The sequence below is a fragment of the Sulfurospirillum sp. SCADC genome (genome assembly GCF_000743525.1).
Lineage (GTDB): Bacteria > Campylobacterota > Campylobacteria > Campylobacterales > Sulfurospirillaceae > Sulfurospirillum.
The window spans coordinates 152,715-170,297 of the sequence record NZ_JQGK01000004.1; the positions used below are offsets into that span (position 1 = coordinate 152,715).

A 17,583-nucleotide genomic window follows, 5' to 3' on the forward strand; every position below is an offset into this window, starting at 1 on the left:
GGCTCTGTATGTCAAAAACAAAATACCTCATTATCGCTGCTGTGGTTGCATCGGCTCTTGGCGTCACACCACTGGTTGTTTCTCACAACGTTGATAGCATCATTGAAACCAACAGCGCACTGCTCGAAAAAAATGGGCTTAAGCAAGAGATTTTAAGTAAAAGTGGCTATTTCACCAGTGTGCGAACCTTTAGCCTTGAAGTGATCGATGCCAAAAAAGCACGCGACTTTTTACTTGCGCAGTTGGTTGCGAAAAACGCCCAGTACACACTTTTTGCCGAGGCGATGAAAGAAGAGAGTAACCATGGCATCAACGAATCGTTGGATGGTCTCACATTCAAAGGAGAAATGATCCACTCCAATCTTTTGCCAGGCGATGTTAAACTCTCCTTATCTCTCGATCAACTGCCCAAATCAGTTCAAGAAGAGCTTGCCAACAACAAAGCAGTCAGCGATGCGATTAACCCACTGTTGACGCGCGGTGTTTTAGCAGTTGAAATGATCTTAACGAGCGATCAAAAACTCAAAGATCTGAAGTTCAAAGACATCAAAGAAGAGATCAAAGCAGAGGGGGCAGTGCTAAGCATTGACACGCAAAACCAGCGAATGAGCCTTAATGAACGTGGTGGTGTCGTGCAAGGTGTTTTAGGCGTTGGCAAACAAAACCTTGGTGTGATGGGTGAGATGTTTATGTTTAAAAGCGAGCTCAAAGATTTTGTCTATAACTTTAACTACAAAGATGAGCTCAATAACAGAGGCGATATGAGCATTGGCACGTACGCGCTTGAAATGAACGATGAGTATTCCAATGTCAAATTTGACCTTGGCTTTTTGAAAGCAAATAGTAGTATTGAAGATGTGCAAAAAGATCTTCAGGTCAAAGCCGACTATACGCTGGGCAACATTGCGCTGCTCAGTGATACCGATGACATTAAGCTGGAGACACTTTTTGCCAAACTCTTTTTACGTGGGGTTCATTCCGACACGATGAAGAAAGTACAAGCAGACTACAATGCGTTGCTTCTTGGGACGACTACGGTTGAAGATAAAGTGCTGATTGATGACTTTGTAGCGTTGGTAAACCATGGGGTAAAAATAGATTTAGACATCGCTCTAAAGGGGCTTGCAACACAAATGCTCACGCTTAAAGATGTGAGTGTAGATACTAAGCTTGAGATTGCGCCCAACAGTTACAACGACACCCAAAGCCCACTTGCACTTATTGGATTGGTTGATATTACGTCCAAAGTGAAAGTGCACAAAGATGACCGTGTGATGCTTGAATTGATGGGGTTGACTTCAGCGGAAGATTTTGCGCGAGGCAAGGCTGAGGGTGATTTTTTCATCTATGAAATTGCGATGAAAAAAGGTGCCATTAGTGTTAATGGTCAAATCATCCAGTAAGTCATGAATACACCCACTCAAACCAACATTTTTGCCCTAGCTCTTGGAGATACACTCTCTCCAAGGGTTTTACTCGTTTCTCTGCTCTCGTTTCTCTTAACCATCGTTGTTTTTATAGGTGCGATTTGGCTGCTGTTTGGCGGTATGGGCGCACTTTCCGAATGGGTCGCACAGAGTTTGCAAAGTTTTGAAGGGAGCATCGAGCAGAGTTGGTTTTTGAGTATGGTTTCACTCATCTTCATCACCAAAACAGTGGTGGCGATTCTCTTCTTTTTTACCTCTGCGATGGTGACGTACTATCTTTTTTTGATGGTTTACTCGGTGATCGTCGGGCTTTTTGCAGGCTATTTCATTAAAGAGATCGGCACCATTTACTACCCAACGGTTGCTTTTCGTGGCATTGGGCTTTTCAGTTATCTGTGGATGGTGCTAAAGACGCTGTTATGGACGACACTGATGTTTTTGCTGCTCTCACCGTTGGTTTTTATTCCGGTGCTCAATTTCGCGCTTCTCGTACCTGTCTATTACCTGTTTCATAAACTTTTAGTCTTGGATGTGGCTTCGATGCTGAATTCGACGCAGGAGTATAGGGAGCTTAAACGCTTGTATGCAGGGCAGATGAGGGGAATTTCGTTGGTCTGTTTTGCACTGACGGTTATCCCGTTTTTAGGGGTGGTCATCTATCCTTATTATGTGATTGTGATGAGTCACTTTTTGTTTCGCAAAACGAAGGGGATTCGAGCTCTTTAACAGAGCTCAAAAATCCCTTTTGGACGGTTTTTGTAGATTGTTCCATGGCTGGCAACAGCACCGTGCATAGCAAGATAAACACCGTTTTTTTCTCTTACATGTAAATCACCAAGCGCCATCATGAAATTCGCGGTTGCTTCGATCGTATCGATGCTAAAAGGCACCATTGCACCTGTAAGAGAGATAATTTTATCTTTTACATGTAACGCTAAAAACGTAGCGGTCACATCCATCGTGTCGGTACCATGGACGATCAAAACTCTCTTGGCGGATGAGGCTTGAATCGTCTGAACAATCAACTCGCGATCTTCCTCACTCATCTCCAGACTGTCTTTGTGAATGATGTTTAAAAGTTCATACGAAGTATTGGTACAATACTGCAAAATAGACTCCACGGCAATGCCGTCCGTGGGAACTTCCAGCTCTCCTTTGAGGGGATTGTAGCGTTTGTTAAATGTGCCACCTGTGTTGAGAATAAGGATTTTCTCCATCGATTAGACCTTTTGGCGAATTTGGATTTTTTGAGGATCAAACAGCTCCGTGGCTTTTTGAACAAAAGGGGTGTTGAGCACCTCTTTGGCATCAATCTCTTTTTTATCTGCCATCAACGCTCCTGCGGCACAACTATCGCCCTGAGGTGCTTGTGCCTCTTCAAACACAAGACTTTCCATCATTGAGGCGCTTTGATCGTTGGCATTGAACTCTGCTTCACTCATTTGCAGCGCAATATTGGGATCAAATGTGGGGGTGGGTTCAGCGTGGGGAACTTGGATTTTATTGATTTGAATTTTAGTCTCAAAGCCAAAAATATCTTGAACAAAATGGCGTATAATGGCTGAATTATTTTTAAGAATTTTTCCACTCTCCTCGTGAGCACTAGAGTTGAGTGTTAACGTAGCGTCACTAAACTGATCAAAACGAATGTGCGTTTTAAAACATTCACCCAGTTCCGCATTACGGTCGAGCAGTTTGTCACAAAGGCGCGCAAAAAGTGTCGCTGGAGTCACGCCTTGATCGTTTACATGTAAAGGCTCTTCCGCCTTGGCTGTCGGCGTTTCAGTGCTTTGCTCTATCTGCTGTTTTGCCTGAGTTGCTGGAAGGCGATACTTCTCATTTTCAAGCGAATCGATCATCTCTTCAACGGTTTTAATGTTGGTCGCTTCGATCATTTTAAAGAAGATCAGTGAAAGCACAAACCCATTGTTAGCGTTGATGTAAAGAAGACTCTTCGCTTCACTGAGAATCTTGAAAAAACGCTCATACAACAGCGTTGAAAAGCGGCGATCTTGTGCAAAAAAAGCATTTTTAAGATACGCGATCAACTCATCGATGACGATCTCGCATTCATAACTCTCAAGCTCTTTGATAAGGTGCAGCATCTCGTTTTTGTTCCCACTTAACAGGGTGGTAAAGATGGATTCGAGCTGGTTTGGATCCAAAAGTCCTAACATCGTTGCAACATTCTCAGGCGTGATGTACCCTTTAGAATAGATAATCGCTTGATCCAAAAGTGTCAAGGTATCACGCAATGAGCCATTCCCTGCACGGCTTAGCATCTCAAGCGCCTCTTTTTCGTACTCGATATTTTCAAGATTGAGAATGTGGCAGAGGTGATTGACCACGTCGCTTTGTTTGATCTGTTTGAAACGAAAATGTTGCGCCCTGGATAAAATTGTTGCAGGCAGTTTCAATGGATCAGTCGTTGCGAGGATGAATTTCACATAACTGGGAGGCTCTTCCAATGTCTTCAAAAGCGCATTAAACGCTTGTGTGGTGAGCATGTGGACTTCATCGATGATGAAGATTTTAAAACGTGCACTGGTGGGTTTGTATTTGGTACTCTCAATCAGCTCACGAATATCATCAATGCCACGGTTTGACGCCGCGTCCATTTCGATGATGTCGATGTGACGGTTTTCGTTGGCACTCAGACAGTGTTCGCACACTTCGCACGGTGTTGAAGTGAGTCCTTGATCACATACGAGTGCTTTGGCAAAGATACGCGCGGTTGAAGTCTTGCCACTCCCTCTCAGTCCCGAAAAAAGATAAGCATGCGAAAGCCGGTCTTGGTTAAGCGCTAAACTAAGCGTTTGGGTGATCGACTCTTGGCCGATCAACTTATCAAACGAGGAGGGACGATATTTGAGAGCAAGTACTTGTGATGACACAGCGCAACCTTTAGGTTTTTAGTCGTTCATGATGGATAAAAGTTCTTCATTGTCCTTGGTTTTAAGCATTTTAGCATACAAGAATTTAAGCGCTTCAATGTCATCCATTTGGCTAATAGCACTACGAAGCGCCCAAATTTTTTGGAGCTTATCGGGAGAGAGCAGTAACTCTTCTTTACGTGTGCCTGATTTCATAATGTTAATGGCTGGGTAAATTCTACGATCAGAGATATTGCGATCCAGAACGATTTCGCTGTTACCGGTACCTTTAAACTCTTCAAAGATGACTTCATCCATACGACTTCCCGTCTCGATCAATGCGGTTGAAATGATGGTCAAACTCCCACCAAATTCGATGTTTCGTGCTGCACCAAAAAAGCGCTTTGGTTTGTGCAGGGCATTGGCATCCACACCACCACTGAGCACTTTACCGCTTGAAGGCGTTACGGTGTTGTACGCACGAGCCAGTCTGGTGATGGAGTCTAAAAGAATGATGACATCTTTGCCCATCTCCACGCGTCTTTTGGCTTTTTCAATGACAAGGTTTGCGACACGAACGTGGTTGGATGCTGGCATATCAAAGGTTGAACTGTAGACTTCACCTTGCACACAACGCTGCATATCGGTCACCTCTTCGGGTCGCTCATCGACCAGTAAAACGATCAGTTCTGCCTCAGGATGATTGCGTGAGATACCGTGTGCGAGCTCTTTCATCAGCTCTGTTTTACCACTTCTAGGAGGTGCTACGATCAACCCACGTTGACCTTTACCCAGAGGCGTAAAAAGATCAAGTACGCGTCCTGTGATTTTCATCGGATCGTATTCAAGTTTGATTTTTTCGGTTGGATAAAGCGGTGTTAAGTTTTCAAATAAAGGGCGTTTTTTACTCTCAACAAGCGGAAGGTAGTTGATCGCTTCGATTTTGAGAAGGGCGTAGTAACGCTCTTGATCTTTGGGAGGTCTGACTTGTCCTGTAACGATGTCACCGGTACGAAGTGCAAATTTTTTGACTTGCGTACTGCTGACGTAGGCATCATTGGCACTGTCTGAGAAGTTGGCGTCTGTGGCACGTAAGAAACCATATCCTTCCCCTGCGATCTCCAAAATGCCCGTAAAGAGAATGAATCCGCCTTGGTTGACTTGCGATTTTAAAATCTCAAACATCAAATCTTGGCGTTTTAATTCGTTGGGGTTTTCAATGCCAAGCTCTGTTGCGATCTCTAAGAGTTTTTCCAGAGGCGTGGTTCTAAGCCCTTCGATTTTGTAGCCATCAACGGGAACGTGCGTTCGGGTTTTGTTATAGTGAGTTGGTTTTGCTTGTACGTTTCCGTTGGTATTTCCGTTGGGTGGAGTTCCATTTGCGCAGGATTGATTGTTCGAGGTAGGAGTGTTTCCGCTCATTGTGCCTTCTTTGTTATTAGTTTGATCGTTCATGAAGCTAGAGTCTCTTATAGGGTGAAAGATTCCCAAAGGTAGAGTTGCTTGAGTCGATTGTTATGAGACTACTTTGTGAGAATTCTAAAAAGTAGTGATGGCGTAATTTTAGTCAAAGTGGCAGGATTTGTCAAGGTGGGCTAAAGAGAAAAAAGATAAAATGGCGCTCATAAATTGTGAGCAGCAAAGAAGTGAAAAATGAATGATTTAGTGCATTTGGCGATTATTATGGACGGCAATGGCAGATGGGCACAGCGTCAAGGAAAAGAGCGCTCTTTTGGACACAAAGAAGGCGCTAAAAAGGTACGCGAGATCACGAAGTATGCCGCTAAGATGGGCATCAAGTATCTAACACTCTACGCTTTTAGTACCGAAAACTGGGATCGCCCCAAAGCGGAAGTCACGGTTTTGATGAAACTGCTTTCCAAATATTTGCACAGTGAAATTGCTACCCTTGTGGAAAACAATATCCGTTTTGACGTCATCGGCGATATGAGCAAATTTTCCACCTCTCTTCAAAAAGAGATCATGTATGCCAAAGCGATGACAGAACACTGCACAGGGCTTAGACAAATCCTTGCGATCAATTATGGTGCGCACGATGAGATCCTTCGCGCGATCAATAAATGTTTACATGTAAAGGGTGAAATCACCAAAGAGATCTTAGAATCCAACCTCGATACCGCAGGCATTCCCGATGTTGATCTATTGCTTAGAACAGGGGGTGACTACCGCCTTTCAAACTTCTTGCTCTGGCAGGCTGCGTACGCGGAACTTTTCTTCACCAAAACGCTCTGGCCAGAATTTTCCACAGGAGAACTCGAAGCGATTATCTCCGAATACACATCCACCGAAAGACGGTATGGCAAAATTTAATCTATTTAACGCGATCATCGCTTGGAAAGATTCGAGTCTTTACATGTAAAAGTCTTGATTGAGATCAATCAATGACTTAGCTCTCTCCTCTTGCTAAGATGCTGGAAATTTTTCAAAGAGGATAAAAAATGTCTTTAAACATGTTATGTGATCAATGCTCTATGAGTGCCATCAATGGCTGTGGTTCTAAAGGTCAAGATGTAGGAACGTGCGGCAAAGATGCCAACTTGGCGAAACTTCAAGACATCATGATTTACGGTCTTAAAGGGCTAAGTGCGTATCGAACCCACGCCAATGAATTTGGTGCCAATACCAAAGAAGTCGATGACGTCATCGCTCAAACACTTTACTTCACCCTCACCAACGTGAACTTCAACTTTGACGATCACATCGCTCAACTGATGAAAATCGGCTCTGCGGGTGTGAGAATGATGGACATCTTAAGCGAAGCGCACACCTCTCACCTTGGTATCCCAACGCCTGTTCAAATCAGTCAAAACAGAGCTGAGGGTAAAGCGATCTTAGTCAGCGGTCACAATCTTGACATGTTCTTAGAGCTTTTGAAACAAACAGAAGGTAAAGGCATCAATGTGTATACGCATTCAGAAATGCTTCCAGCCCATGCGTATCCTGAGCTTAAAAAATACCCTCATCTTAAAGGTAACATCGGTAAATCATGGTTTGACCAAACGAAACTCTTTGAGCAATGGGGCGGAACTATCATCGTTAATACTAACTGTATCGTTCCTCCAAAATCAAACTCAACCTATATCGATAGACTTTATACTTACGACATCGTAGGCATCAAAGAGGGCAAAAAAATCCACAATAACGATTTTAGTGAAATTATTGCTCAAACATTAGCGCTTCCCGATGTAACAGGTTTTGACAGTGACGAGACACTCGTAACGGGTCACCACTATAAAACCATCCTCGGTCTTGCACCTCAAATTTTAGATGCTGTCAAAGCAGGTAAAATCAGCCAGTTTTTCGTTATCGCAGGCTGTGATGCTCCAGGAAGTGGCGGCGAATACTACCGAAAAATGGCAGAAAGCCTCCCCAATGACTGCGTGATCTTAACATCAAGTTGTGGTAAATTTAGATTTAACGACATCGACTTTGGAACGGTTGCAGACACAGGCATTCCTCGCTACTTAGACCTTGGTCAATGTAATGACAGTAACGGCGCTGTTCACATCGCTCTAGCCCTCGCAGGCGCACTTGGCGTTACAGTACATGACTTACCAGTATCCATCGTTCTTAGCTGGATGGAGCAAAAAGCAGTTCTTATCCTTTTAGGACTCTTTAGCCTTGGTATCAAAAATATTTATCTCGGACCAAAACCACCACAATTTGTGAACGACGACATCTTCGCTTTCTTGCAAGAGAACTTTAACTTGCATTTGACGGATGACGCGGCATCTGACGTGGAGAAATTACTGCTTAGAAAACCTGCGTAAATCTTTTACATGTAAAGATGGAGAAGCTTCGAGATGGGCTTTCTCTATCTTTGTTTAGACGACCAACCAACCAAACTCTTTTAATTTCTCTACGCGTTCAAAAAATTTCTTTTCCAAAATATCCGAAAATTCTATTTCCTCTTTTAATGCTCTTTTATCTTTAGAATAAGAGCTGATTGGCTTACGCGTAAAAAAAGGCATTGAGCCTAGCGTTTTGAGGTGTTCTATGTAGTGAGGCATTTTATCGGCATAGATCAAAGCCGTTTCTCTAGCAAGTCTTAAAAAATCTGAAAAAGAGACATCTAATTTTTGACAAATCACTTTAAAATCGTTGGGTCTGATGTTTTGCTGTTTGCCGTTTATCGTTAAATGTGATTCATAACCATAACATGAATCATAAATAGCCGTTGTCGCAACATCGTAAAGTGGCGACATAAACGAGCGATTTTTTGTGTGCATGATGCTTAAATTTTTTGTGTGCATATCTTCATGAACGATTAAAAGAGAGTAGAAAAGATAGTGTAAAAAAATCAACCGTTCCTTTTTGTCTAAAAGCTCTTTGGCAACCCTTTGCGCCATTTTTTCAGTTGAAGTATCGTATTTCGTTTCGCTATTGAGTCCCATCAAAGAAGAGACATTTGTTTTGGCAAAAACGCTGTTTTGGTACTTGTCAAATCGTTTGACAATGTAATGCCAATCTTTTCCATCTTTGATGATAGCAGACCATGGCACATCAAAGCCCAATTCATTTTTAGCAAAACTCATGTGCAAGTGTTCATTTACCGACAAATAGGGAAGATATTTTTGTAAAGTAGGATCCGTATAATCTTTGTTGTATGGCTTGATAAAATAGTATGTTGGCTCACTTTTGTGTGGTTCTCGCAAGACCCCATTAGCCTCATCCATAATAACGTGCATTTTATGTTGTTGCCCCGATAAGCCAAATTGAACAGAAGGTTGCGTTGCTTTGGCTATATCTTTGATAAACAATTTTTCCTTATCTATTTTGATGTCTAACGCTAACATATTAGGAAAGGTATGTGTACCCAAAATCTCTTTTTTATGCGTATGATAAAAAATGCCAACATCGCTATTGGGCGTTAAAACACTCTTTTCTTTTGAAAAAGATAAATCCCCCACATTTTGTTCAAGTGCTAATAATAATGCAATTGGAGAAGAAGATTTTTCTTGGTATTCCAATGCTTGCCTGTCTATCCCCTCTGGCAATAACTCTTCAAATACGGGAAATAACTCTGTCGATTCAATGAGGGCAAAAGGAGTATCCAATGTTGGAATGATTTCGATGGGCTCAGAAAAAAGGTAATGAACATCGTAGGAAAATATAAACTTTTCCAAAGATGTGGAGAACCCAACAACGCCAGCGTATCTTTTGTTCTTATACACATAGGCAAAAAAGTCCATGATTTCTTCAGGAAATCGAAGTCTATAGGTCGTGCTTGAAGCATTGCCATAAGAGACAAGTCTTCTTAAAGTGATTAACTCTTTGATATGCCTTTGCAATGTTCTTGGCTCAATTTTGTATTTAAAATTGCTTATTATTTCACTTAAGGATAGATTGGTTTTTTTGTCAATAAATAGTTTTAAAATATCGATATACTCTCTTTTTATCTTCATATTTTATCCTTAAGGTTATTGCGACATATATTTAGTTATATTTAAGTTAGTGTAAATCATAGAGTTATTAATATTAAAATATACTGAATATGTGTCGTGATAACATTAAAGTGATTTTTGAGTCAAATGTATAGTGAGTTTTCTTTACATGTAAAGAAGAAAAGCTTTGAAAAAATATGCTAAAATGAGGCACTAGAAACATCGATAAAGGACAAATGATGAACACAACAGTTACCATCAAATCATCCAAACGAAGCGGTAAGCCTTGCATTCGAAATTTACGAATTACGGTTTATGACATTCTCAATATGCTCGCAAATGGCATGAGTTACGATGAAATTTTAGAAGACTTCCCAAAACTGACCAAAGAAGACATCTTAGCTGCCCTTGCTTATGCAGCCGATAGAGAGCATAAAACGCTTACGGCAAAACTCAGTGCATAAACTCCTTTTTGACAATAACATCTCCCATCGTGTCTTGTCAAAAATAGCAGACATCTTCCCCAATTCTTTACATGTAATGCTCAAAAACCTTGACGAATCAACCGACTTGGAAGTTTATATCTCGTATTTTTTATATAATGTTAAAAGTTCAATTAAAATTTAAAATTTTATATTAAAAGGATCTTATAAAAATGGATTTTATCAACACTATCAAAATACTGTCTACAATATTAATCCCTTTCTTTTCCCTTTACCCTATAAAATATGCATTTGAGTACCTTTTTAACAGAGATAGAATATTGTTAGATAAATTAAATTTATTGGAAAAACACAACGATATAATAAAAGACCAAACAATTTTTGAAAAATTTCGAAAAACTATATATGTTCATATTGTTTATGGATTAAAATTTAAAAATATTGATCTAGCGTGTTATATTGTAGATAAAAATATTAATTATGAAGGATCTTATTATCTCTTTAAAGCACAAAAAATTATCTCTTTTGAAAATAACAAACTAAAAATAGACCCTTTTGCACAAAAAATGCTATATTTTAATATTCCCTTTGGATTAGCTTTTTATGGCGTATCCTGTATCTTTATGTATCAAATATTAGATACACAAGAATATGTTTTAAACGGTATCTATTTTTTATTATCGAGTTTTGCCTCTTTATTGTATTTTAATTTACCACTAAATATGTGGCTATTTAAAAAATTTAATGAAACAAAACATTCCAAGACTTATGACATATAATTTTAAAACGGATGAAAATATGGGGCTAAACTTGTAACTTATTTTCACTCCTCCTCAACCAACCTCTGCCTTATCCCCTTCAACTCTTCTTTCCGTTTGTCATCCGCTTCAGGGTAGTGCATATCAAGCGCCTTGAAAGTATCTAAAAGAATATTTGAGATGATGAGACGGGCATTTTTTTGTCGTCTGCGGGTACGATGTACCATGGGGCATGTTTGGTGCTAGTGGCGCTGAGGCAGGACTCGTAGGCGTGCATGTACTGTTTCCAGTATTTTCGCTCTTCCAGATCCGCAAGGCTAAATTTCCAGTTTTTATTGGGTTTGTCGATGCGATCAAGAAAGCGTTTTTTCTGCTCATCTTTGGAAAGGTGGAGGAAAAATTTGATGATTTTGGTGCCGTTGCGGTGGAGATGGTTTTCCAAATCCGTGATGGAGCGGTAATGCTCTTTCCAAACCGTCTCTTCACCCAGCACGCTATCGGGAAGTCCTTGTCCTTGCAATATCTCAGGATGAACTCGAACGATGAGCACTTCTTCATAATACGAACGGTTAAAAACGCCTATTTGTCCTCGTTCAGGAAGAACGCACGTCGTGCGCCAGAGAAAATCATGCTCAAGTTCGGTGGCGGCGGGATGCTTGAAGCTGAAAACCTGACACCCTTGGGGATTGATGCCTGAGAGAACATGCCTGATGACACCATCTTTTCCTGCCGCGTCCATCGCTTGAAAGATCAACAGTACGGCGTATTTATTGGATGCGTAAAGCAGTTCTTGCAAGTCGCTTAACTCTTTTACGCCCTCTTTGAGCGCATCTTCGTAGTCCTCTTTGGATTTGTAAAATGCTTTAATAAGGGTAGGGGACTTCTTAAGGTCAACCTTGGTGCTCTCATGAACGAGAAAATTTTCTGTTTTTAGTTTCATGATTCATCTTTGTCCTTACATGTAAAGTCTAAATGGGCTATTTTAAAGCACTCTCAACTTCTATCTTCTCATCGCCTACTTCAATCACTTCGCCAGCGACGATTTTAGCGCGTTTTCTAAGCTCAACTTCACCGTTTCGCTTAACCTGTTCCTCTTCGATGAGCATCTTAGCTTGTGCGCCACTGTCGGCAACTCCTGTCACTTTGAGAAGTTTAAAGAGCTCTATGAAGTCATCTTCTAGTTCAAATTTCATGTTAATTCCTTTATTTATGGGTAATAATATCCGAATCCATCTTTACATGTAAACCTCTTAGGGCTTTCCAAAAGTCAGTAAAATTTTATTGAGGGAACTTTTTGGTAAAATAGTCACACGCAAAGCGTTGCATAAAGGAAAATGGGGATGGATCGAAACCGAAGACTGGTGAATTACTCGCTCTTAGCGCTGACGGGGACGGGTGTGTATTACACGGTCGGTACGATGTTTCAGTCCTTAGAACCACCCAAAAAAGCACTCCTTGATGCGGCAACTTACATTGATACCATGTCGTTACATTTGAATGAAATTTCCTATTTTTCGTGGCAGAAAAAACCGCTTTTTATCCTCAAAAAAGACGCTACGATGGTGTTAGATAAAAAACGAGATATTAAAATTGGCGACTATTATTACACGGTGATGGTGGGGATTTGCACCCATTTAGGCTGTGTGCCTAAGTATGATGCCTCCTCAAAACGCTTTATCTGTCCGTGTCATAACGGGCAGTTTGACTACAATGGCAACGCACTTGCTAGCCCTGTTACGAAGCCCTTGGTCATTCCTCCTTTTAAAGTGCTCAACGAGACGATTATCGTCGGAGAGGTGGGTGAGGCGTACCTCCAACTCATGGAAGCGGCGAAGGCATGAATGCGAAACTAAAAAACTTCAATATTTTACTCTACACAGGCGCTATCATGGTGGTTTTGTGCCTTTTGATGTTGATTTCTGGCATTTTTCTTGCGATGCACTATATTCCCGATGCGGACAAAGCCTTTGTGAGTGTGCATACGACCATCATGCAAGAGGTTAATTACGGTTGGTTGTGGCGAAAAATTCATGCGCTTGGTTCAACCTTTTTCTTTTTACTGCTCTACATTCATCTCTTGGGCATGCTTTATTTTGGGTTTTACAAACACGGCAAAACGAAGTATTGGTACAGTGGCATGGTGCTTTACTTTTGCTGTATGGTCATCGGTTTTACGGGATATGTGCTTCCAATGGGGCAGATGAGTTACTGGGCGGCGCAGGTAATAACCAGTTTGTTGGAGTATATTCCAGGGGCTGGGGAAGACATCGTGCTGTGGGTACGGGGCGATTTTAGTGTGAGTGGCATCACGTTGTTGCGCTTTTACACTTTGCACATTGTGGTGATGCCTTTAAGCATTGTCCTGATGATACTTGTGCATACGGATTTTGTGAAGTGGTACGCGACCACGAAGCTTTCATGGAATCGCAAAGGCTTACATGTAAGCAAAGAGGAGCGTTTTAGCAAACACGCCATCACCCCTAAAGAGCCAAAACCGTTTTTCTCCAATGCCGTTTTAAAGCCATTGTTGGCGTGTACACTCTTTTTAGCACTCTTTTTTTATTGCGTCTTTTTTCATGACTATCTGGCGTTTGATGCGCTCAATCTCACCCCTGCAAATCCGAGCGATACACCTGCACATATCTACCCTGAGTGGTATTTTTTATGGATGTTGCAGTTGTTGAAAAGCTTTTTCTTTGACATCGGGATGATCAAAGGCTCGTACATCGGCATGGCTTCGTTGGTGGTGGTTAATGTTGGGCTTTTACTCATGCCACTGTTAGACAGAAACCCTCGTCGCATTCCTGCACATCAGCGCCCTTTCTTTTTGGTGTGGTTTTGGGCGTTGGTAGTCTCTTTGATAGGTCTTAGTATTTTAGGAAAATTACCAAGTTCGACGCTTACGTTGTGGGTTGGGTTGTTCTTCTCCACTGTGTTAATGGCACTTTTTTTCATTTTGCCTTTTTTGTCTGGGAAGGAGTTTTATGCCAAATCTTAAAATTTTTGCGGCAATCGTGATGTGCATTTTTGTACTTGTTATTGGGCTTGAGTGGTTACCGAAGCAGTGTGTTCCACAGAGTAGTGCGGTTGTCATAGAGCAACTTAAAATGCAAACGAATGAAGAAAAAGCGATTTACGAAAAAGAGATGAGCCGACGTGATGTGATCGGGTATAGCATTGTGGGGTATTTTCTTTTACTCTCGGCGTTGCTGTACATCAAAATTATTTTGCAACGCTCCAAGCCAACCGAGTAAAGAAACGCTTTACATGTAAAGACTAGGGTTTCTTTTTTCCATCCAAAATCACGTCAATAATCATGGCAAAAATACCTAAAGTAATGAGGGTAAATGCCCATGAAAAGCTCTTGGTGATGACATATCCGACAATTAAAATGGCAAGTGCGGTAGGGACTTCGTTGTAAGCTCTGAAAAATTTACCACTTTGAGTGCACGTGTCATTAGCAAGTTCCAAACGGTACTTTTCGAGTGAAAACGAATAAAATGTGAGCGCAATAAGTACCGTAAACTTCGCATAAATCCACCCACCGCTTGAGAGCAGTTGTGGGTCAAACACTATCATGCCAAAACCACTTGCAAGGGTCGCCCAAAAGGCAGGAAGCCCGATGTACTTATAGATTTTGTACTCTTGAATTTTTACAACTTCCACAAACTCTTTTTTCTCAGCATGCTCAACATGGTAAACAAAAAGCCGTGGCAAGTAAAATAACATCGCCATCCACGACATCAACGCTATAATGTGAAAGGCAAGCAACCATTTATAGTGTTCCAACATCTATCCTTTTTTCATTTTGCATACACATTATAACACCACAAACTTACCCTAAACTGGCTTTACATGTAAACGACTCAAACCTGCTCTAAAGTGAAACTATTCTACAATGCCGACAAAGACACAAAGGATGCCAAACCATGCCATTTTCTACCCTCAAACTCTGCCCTCAAATCCTCGAAGCGCTTGCGCAAGAGAACTTTACTACGCCAACGTCCATTCAAGAAAAAGTGATTCCTCTTGTGTTGGAGCGAAAAGACATCATGGCAAGAGCGCAAACGGGAAGTGGTAAGAGTGCTTCGTTTGTACTGCCGATGTTGGAGCTTTGGAGAGCAAGTAAAGGCGAGGGAAAAGCGAAGATCAAGGCATTGGTTTTAACGCCTACGAGGGAGCTTACCGTACAGGTCGCTGAGGCGTTTAAAAGCTTTGGAAAATGTTTACATGTAAAACCCAAAGTGGTGAGCATCATCGGTGGTGAGAAGATCGGTGAGCAACTTTATGACATCCAACAAGGGTGTGACATCGTGGTCGCAACTTCGGGGCGTTTGCTAGACATCATGAGCAAAAAACAGATTGACCTTTCTCGTGTCGAGTTTTTTGTGCTTGATGAAGCGGATAAGATGCTTGACCTTGGTTTTGAGCAAGAACTGAGCTCCATTCTTGAAGCCTTACCCGAAAAACGCCAAAACCTTCTTTTTTCGGCAACCTACCCAGAAAAAATGCAAGCCATTGCTTCCAAGATAACGAAAAGTGCGGTGGAAGTGAGCATTGAAGCGGAAGCACCAACGGTTGAGCTTATCACGCAACGTGCCATCGAGGTCAATAAAGAAAACAGAGCACCACTGTTGCGTCAGTTATTGCGTGAAAACACATGGGAACTGGTTTTGGTTTTTATGGCAAATAAACGCGCGTGCGACAACATCGCGGTGAAGTTTCGCAAGCATGGATTTTTAGCGGAATCCTTTCATGGAGATTTGCTTCAAGAAGACCGTTCATGGACGTTAAAGTCCTTTAAAGAGCGAAAGATTCGTGTTTTATTTGCCACCGACATCGCTTCACGTGGGCTTGACATCGACGATGTGAGTTGTGCCATCAACTTCGATTTACCTCGCGCAACGGAAGACTACATCCACCGCATCGGACGAACAGGGCGTGCGGGTAAAGAGGGTTTGGCGATTTCATTTATAGACCATAAAGACAAGGCGCATTTTGCACTGATTCAAAAACGTTGTGGTGTGAAGCTTGAAACAGAGCAGATCAAAGGGTTTGAACTGATAGGCGAGGCACCTGTAAAAGAGAAGGGAAGTGCGCCCATCAAAGGCAAACGCAAGAGTAAAAAAGACAAGTTACGAGAAGCGCAAAAAGAGGGTGCAAGCTCCTAAGAGCCGGCACCTAAAAGAGCATTAAATAAAGATAACAGACATAACATAAACGACTGCAATGGTCACAAGTCCTTGTACTAAAGTTGCCATAGTAAATGCCTTGTATGCGGTTGGAACGTCCATTTGACTGAAACGTGAGACAACCCAGAAAAAGCTATCGTTGGCATGGCTGACGGTAAGTGCGCCTGCGCCAATCGCCATAACGGTGAGGACTTTGCCCATTTCACTATCGAGTCCTAAACTGGCAAGCAATGGATACATAATGGTCGAAGTCACCACCAGTGCCGTCGTGGAAGAGCCTTGAGCGGTTTTAAGGGCTGCTGCGATGATGAACGGTACAAAGATGCCAAGGCTAAGTGTTTGAAGCGTTAGTCCCAGATAATCACCAATACCACTGGCTTTAAGAACAGCTCCCAGTGCTCCACCTGCTCCTGTGATGATGAGAATCTCACCTGCGTTTTTAACGCCTTCACCAACCCAGCCTGAAAGCGTCTCTTCGTTCCATTTTGGAAGTAAAAGGCTTGCAAAAAGTACACCGACAAAAAGCGCGTTAGCAGGGTGACCTAAGAAAACAAAAAATTTATAGATAAACGTTTCGCTAGAATCTTTAAATGCAAGCTTTGCGATACTCTCAATTGCCATCAAAAGAACAGGAATAAAAATAGGCGCAAACGATTTAAATGCACTAGGAAGCGTGCCGTATTTGGCTTGAACTTCGCTGTCTTTTTCTAAGTCAATATCAAGGTCTTCACCACTTTGGTACAATGGTCCTCGTTTCATTGCCCAAAAATAACCTGCAAGCATCGTGAAAACAGCGACAAATAGACCCACGAGAATGACCAAACCAAGATTTCCTACCATCAAGTTACCTGCCGCTGCAATAGGGCCTGGTGTTGGTGGAACCAGCGTATGGGTGGCATAAAGTCCTGTTGCAAGGGCGACACTCATCGCTACGCCTGAAACTTTAAGCTGTTTGACCATGGAGCGTTTGAGGGCGTTTAAGATAACAAAACCGCTGTCACAAAAAACAGGAATCGAGACGATATAGCCGATGATGGACATCGCAAGAATAGGGCGGTCTTTACCCACAATTTTAAGAACAACGTTTGCCATTTTAATGGCAGCACCGCTTTTTTCCAAGATAACACCGATGATGGTTCCAAGCACAATGACGATACCGATGTACGCTAAAATACTTCCAAAACCTGATGTGATAGTTTTTGCGATGTCGGCGTATTTCATGCCCACACTAAACGCAATTCCATATGCCGCAACAAGCAGGGCAATAAAAGGGTGTAATTTCCATTTGCTGGTTGAAAGTACGATAAATCCTATCGCTACAAGTAAGATAACGATTAACATTCTGACTCCTTCTTTAGTTTATAAACCCAAACTGCTAGTTAAACAGTAGAGCTTTTTTGTCATCACCAAGCTTCAAAAAGCAATTGATAGCATAAGCGGTGATGAAAAGTTTGAGCTTTGTTAAAAAGCCACCAATGGTTGTAG

General features: G+C 41.8%; 19 protein-coding genes and 1 pseudogene. 11 read left to right on the plus strand and 9 right to left on the minus strand.

Annotated elements, in window-relative coordinates; all coding sequences use genetic code 11:
• The first annotated feature begins 8 nt into the window (after positions 1 to 8).
• Both JU57_RS04060 and JU57_RS04065 read left to right on the plus strand, forming a co-directional pair.
• A complete protein-coding gene (locus tag JU57_RS04060) occupies positions 9 to 1,403 on the plus strand; it encodes a hypothetical protein (protein WP_037957266.1) in 1,395 nt (464 codons plus the stop codon).
• A gap of 3 nt (positions 1,404 to 1,406) precedes the next feature.
• Complete coding sequence (locus JU57_RS04065; RefSeq protein ID WP_037957268.1) at positions 1,407 to 2,153, plus strand: EI24 domain-containing protein; 747 nt, start codon at positions 1,407 to 1,409, stop codon at positions 2,151 to 2,153.
• Here JU57_RS04065 and JU57_RS04070 read toward each other — a convergent pair.
• Genes JU57_RS04070 through rho form a run of 3 tightly spaced genes read right to left on the minus strand, consistent with a single transcriptional unit; the run spans position 2,150 to position 5,722 of the window.
• Entirely contained in the window at positions 2,150 to 2,644 is a 495-nt protein-coding gene (locus JU57_RS04070) for an asparaginase domain-containing protein (protein WP_037957271.1), read from the minus strand. The two genes, JU57_RS04065 and JU57_RS04070, sit on opposite strands and share 4 nt — an antisense overlap.
• A gap of 3 nt (positions 2,645 to 2,647) precedes the next feature.
• Positions 2,648 to 4,321: a DNA polymerase III subunit gamma/tau gene (locus JU57_RS04075; RefSeq protein ID WP_037957274.1), complete on the minus strand. Its 1,674-nt coding sequence runs from the start codon at positions 4,319 to 4,321 to the stop codon at positions 2,648 to 2,650.
• Between the two features lie 18 nt (positions 4,322 to 4,339).
• The gene (gene rho / locus JU57_RS04080; RefSeq protein WP_294875776.1) at positions 4,340 to 5,722 is read right to left on the minus strand and encodes a transcription termination factor Rho; all 1,383 of its coding nucleotides are present in this window, start codon (positions 5,720 to 5,722) and stop codon (positions 4,340 to 4,342) included.
• 231 nt (positions 5,723 to 5,953) lie between these two features.
• Between rho and uppS the strand changes: the two genes are divergently transcribed.
• Entirely contained in the window at positions 5,954 to 6,631 is a 678-nt protein-coding gene (uppS, locus tag JU57_RS04085; protein ID WP_037957280.1) for a polyprenyl diphosphate synthase, read from the plus strand.
• Positions 6,632 to 6,759: 128 nt separating this feature from the next.
• The gene (gene hcp, locus JU57_RS04090) at positions 6,760 to 8,091 is read left to right on the plus strand and encodes a hydroxylamine reductase (RefSeq protein ID WP_037957283.1); all 1,332 of its coding nucleotides are present in this window, start codon (positions 6,760 to 6,762) and stop codon (positions 8,089 to 8,091) included.
• A gap of 54 nt (positions 8,092 to 8,145) precedes the next feature.
• Here the strand turns inward: hcp and JU57_RS04095 are convergent, their stop codons facing one another.
• Complete coding sequence (locus tag JU57_RS04095) at positions 8,146 to 9,726, minus strand: type II toxin-antitoxin system HipA family toxin (protein ID WP_037957286.1); 1,581 nt, start codon at positions 9,724 to 9,726, stop codon at positions 8,146 to 8,148.
• A gap of 218 nt (positions 9,727 to 9,944) precedes the next feature.
• Between JU57_RS04095 and JU57_RS04100 the strand changes: the two genes are divergently transcribed.
• Genes JU57_RS04100 through JU57_RS04105 form a run of 3 tightly spaced genes read left to right on the plus strand, consistent with a single transcriptional unit; the run spans position 9,945 to position 10,927 of the window.
• A complete protein-coding gene (locus JU57_RS04100; RefSeq protein WP_037957288.1) occupies positions 9,945 to 10,169 on the plus strand; it encodes a DUF433 domain-containing protein in 225 nt (74 codons plus the stop codon).
• Positions 10,120 to 10,332, plus strand: a complete 213-nt coding sequence (locus JU57_RS14240; protein WP_363914219.1) for a DUF5615 family PIN-like protein — start codon at positions 10,120 to 10,122, stop codon at positions 10,330 to 10,332. Before JU57_RS04100 ends, JU57_RS14240 begins: the two co-directional genes overlap by 50 nt.
• A gap of 28 nt (positions 10,333 to 10,360) precedes the next feature.
• Positions 10,361 to 10,927 carry a hypothetical protein gene (locus JU57_RS04105; RefSeq protein WP_037957290.1) on the plus strand — a complete coding sequence of 189 codons (567 nt, stop codon included), beginning with the start codon at positions 10,361 to 10,363 and terminating at the stop codon, positions 10,925 to 10,927.
• A gap of 142 nt (positions 10,928 to 11,069) precedes the next feature.
• Here the strand turns inward: JU57_RS04105 and JU57_RS04110 are convergent, their stop codons facing one another.
• A complete protein-coding gene (locus JU57_RS04110) occupies positions 11,070 to 11,846 on the minus strand; it encodes an ADP-polyphosphate phosphotransferase (protein ID WP_294875783.1) in 777 nt (258 codons plus the stop codon).
• A gap of 37 nt (positions 11,847 to 11,883) precedes the next feature.
• Entirely contained in the window at positions 11,884 to 12,099 is a 216-nt protein-coding gene (locus JU57_RS04115; protein WP_037957291.1) for an RNA-binding S4 domain-containing protein, read from the minus strand.
• Positions 12,100 to 12,246: 147 nt separating this feature from the next.
• On the opposite strand from JU57_RS04115, the gene JU57_RS04120 reads away from it, so the two are divergent.
• Genes JU57_RS04120 through JU57_RS04130 form a run of 3 tightly spaced genes read left to right on the plus strand, consistent with a single transcriptional unit; the run spans position 12,247 to position 14,160 of the window.
• On the plus strand, positions 12,247 to 12,747 hold the full coding sequence (locus JU57_RS04120) for a Rieske 2Fe-2S domain-containing protein (protein WP_037957293.1): 501 nt from the start codon (positions 12,247 to 12,249) through the stop codon (positions 12,745 to 12,747).
• Positions 12,744 to 13,904: a cytochrome b N-terminal domain-containing protein gene (locus JU57_RS04125; protein ID WP_037957295.1), complete on the plus strand. Its 1,161-nt coding sequence runs from the start codon at positions 12,744 to 12,746 to the stop codon at positions 13,902 to 13,904. The genes JU57_RS04120 and JU57_RS04125 overlap by 4 nt, the downstream gene beginning before the upstream one ends.
• Complete coding sequence (locus JU57_RS04130; RefSeq protein ID WP_037957297.1) at positions 13,891 to 14,160, plus strand: hypothetical protein; 270 nt, start codon at positions 13,891 to 13,893, stop codon at positions 14,158 to 14,160. The genes JU57_RS04125 and JU57_RS04130 overlap by 14 nt, the downstream gene beginning before the upstream one ends.
• A 22-nt stretch (positions 14,161 to 14,182) precedes the next feature.
• On the opposite strand, the gene hemJ is transcribed toward JU57_RS04130, so the two are convergent.
• Entirely contained in the window at positions 14,183 to 14,695 is a 513-nt protein-coding gene (gene hemJ, locus JU57_RS04135; protein WP_294875790.1) for a protoporphyrinogen oxidase HemJ, read from the minus strand.
• A gap of 140 nt (positions 14,696 to 14,835) precedes the next feature.
• Between hemJ and JU57_RS04140 the strand changes: the two genes are divergently transcribed.
• A complete protein-coding gene (locus JU57_RS04140; protein ID WP_037957301.1) occupies positions 14,836 to 16,077 on the plus strand; it encodes a DEAD/DEAH box helicase in 1,242 nt (413 codons plus the stop codon).
• Between the two features lie 21 nt (positions 16,078 to 16,098).
• Here JU57_RS04140 and JU57_RS04145 read toward each other — a convergent pair whose 3' ends face one another.
• Positions 16,099 to 17,439 carry a GntP family permease gene (locus JU57_RS04145; protein ID WP_037957302.1) on the minus strand — a complete coding sequence of 447 codons (1,341 nt, stop codon included), beginning with the start codon at positions 17,437 to 17,439 and terminating at the stop codon, positions 16,099 to 16,101.
• Between the two features lie 34 nt (positions 17,440 to 17,473).
• A pseudogene (locus JU57_RS13990) lies at positions 17,474 to 17,583 on the minus strand (IS982 family transposase); the annotation flags it as partial.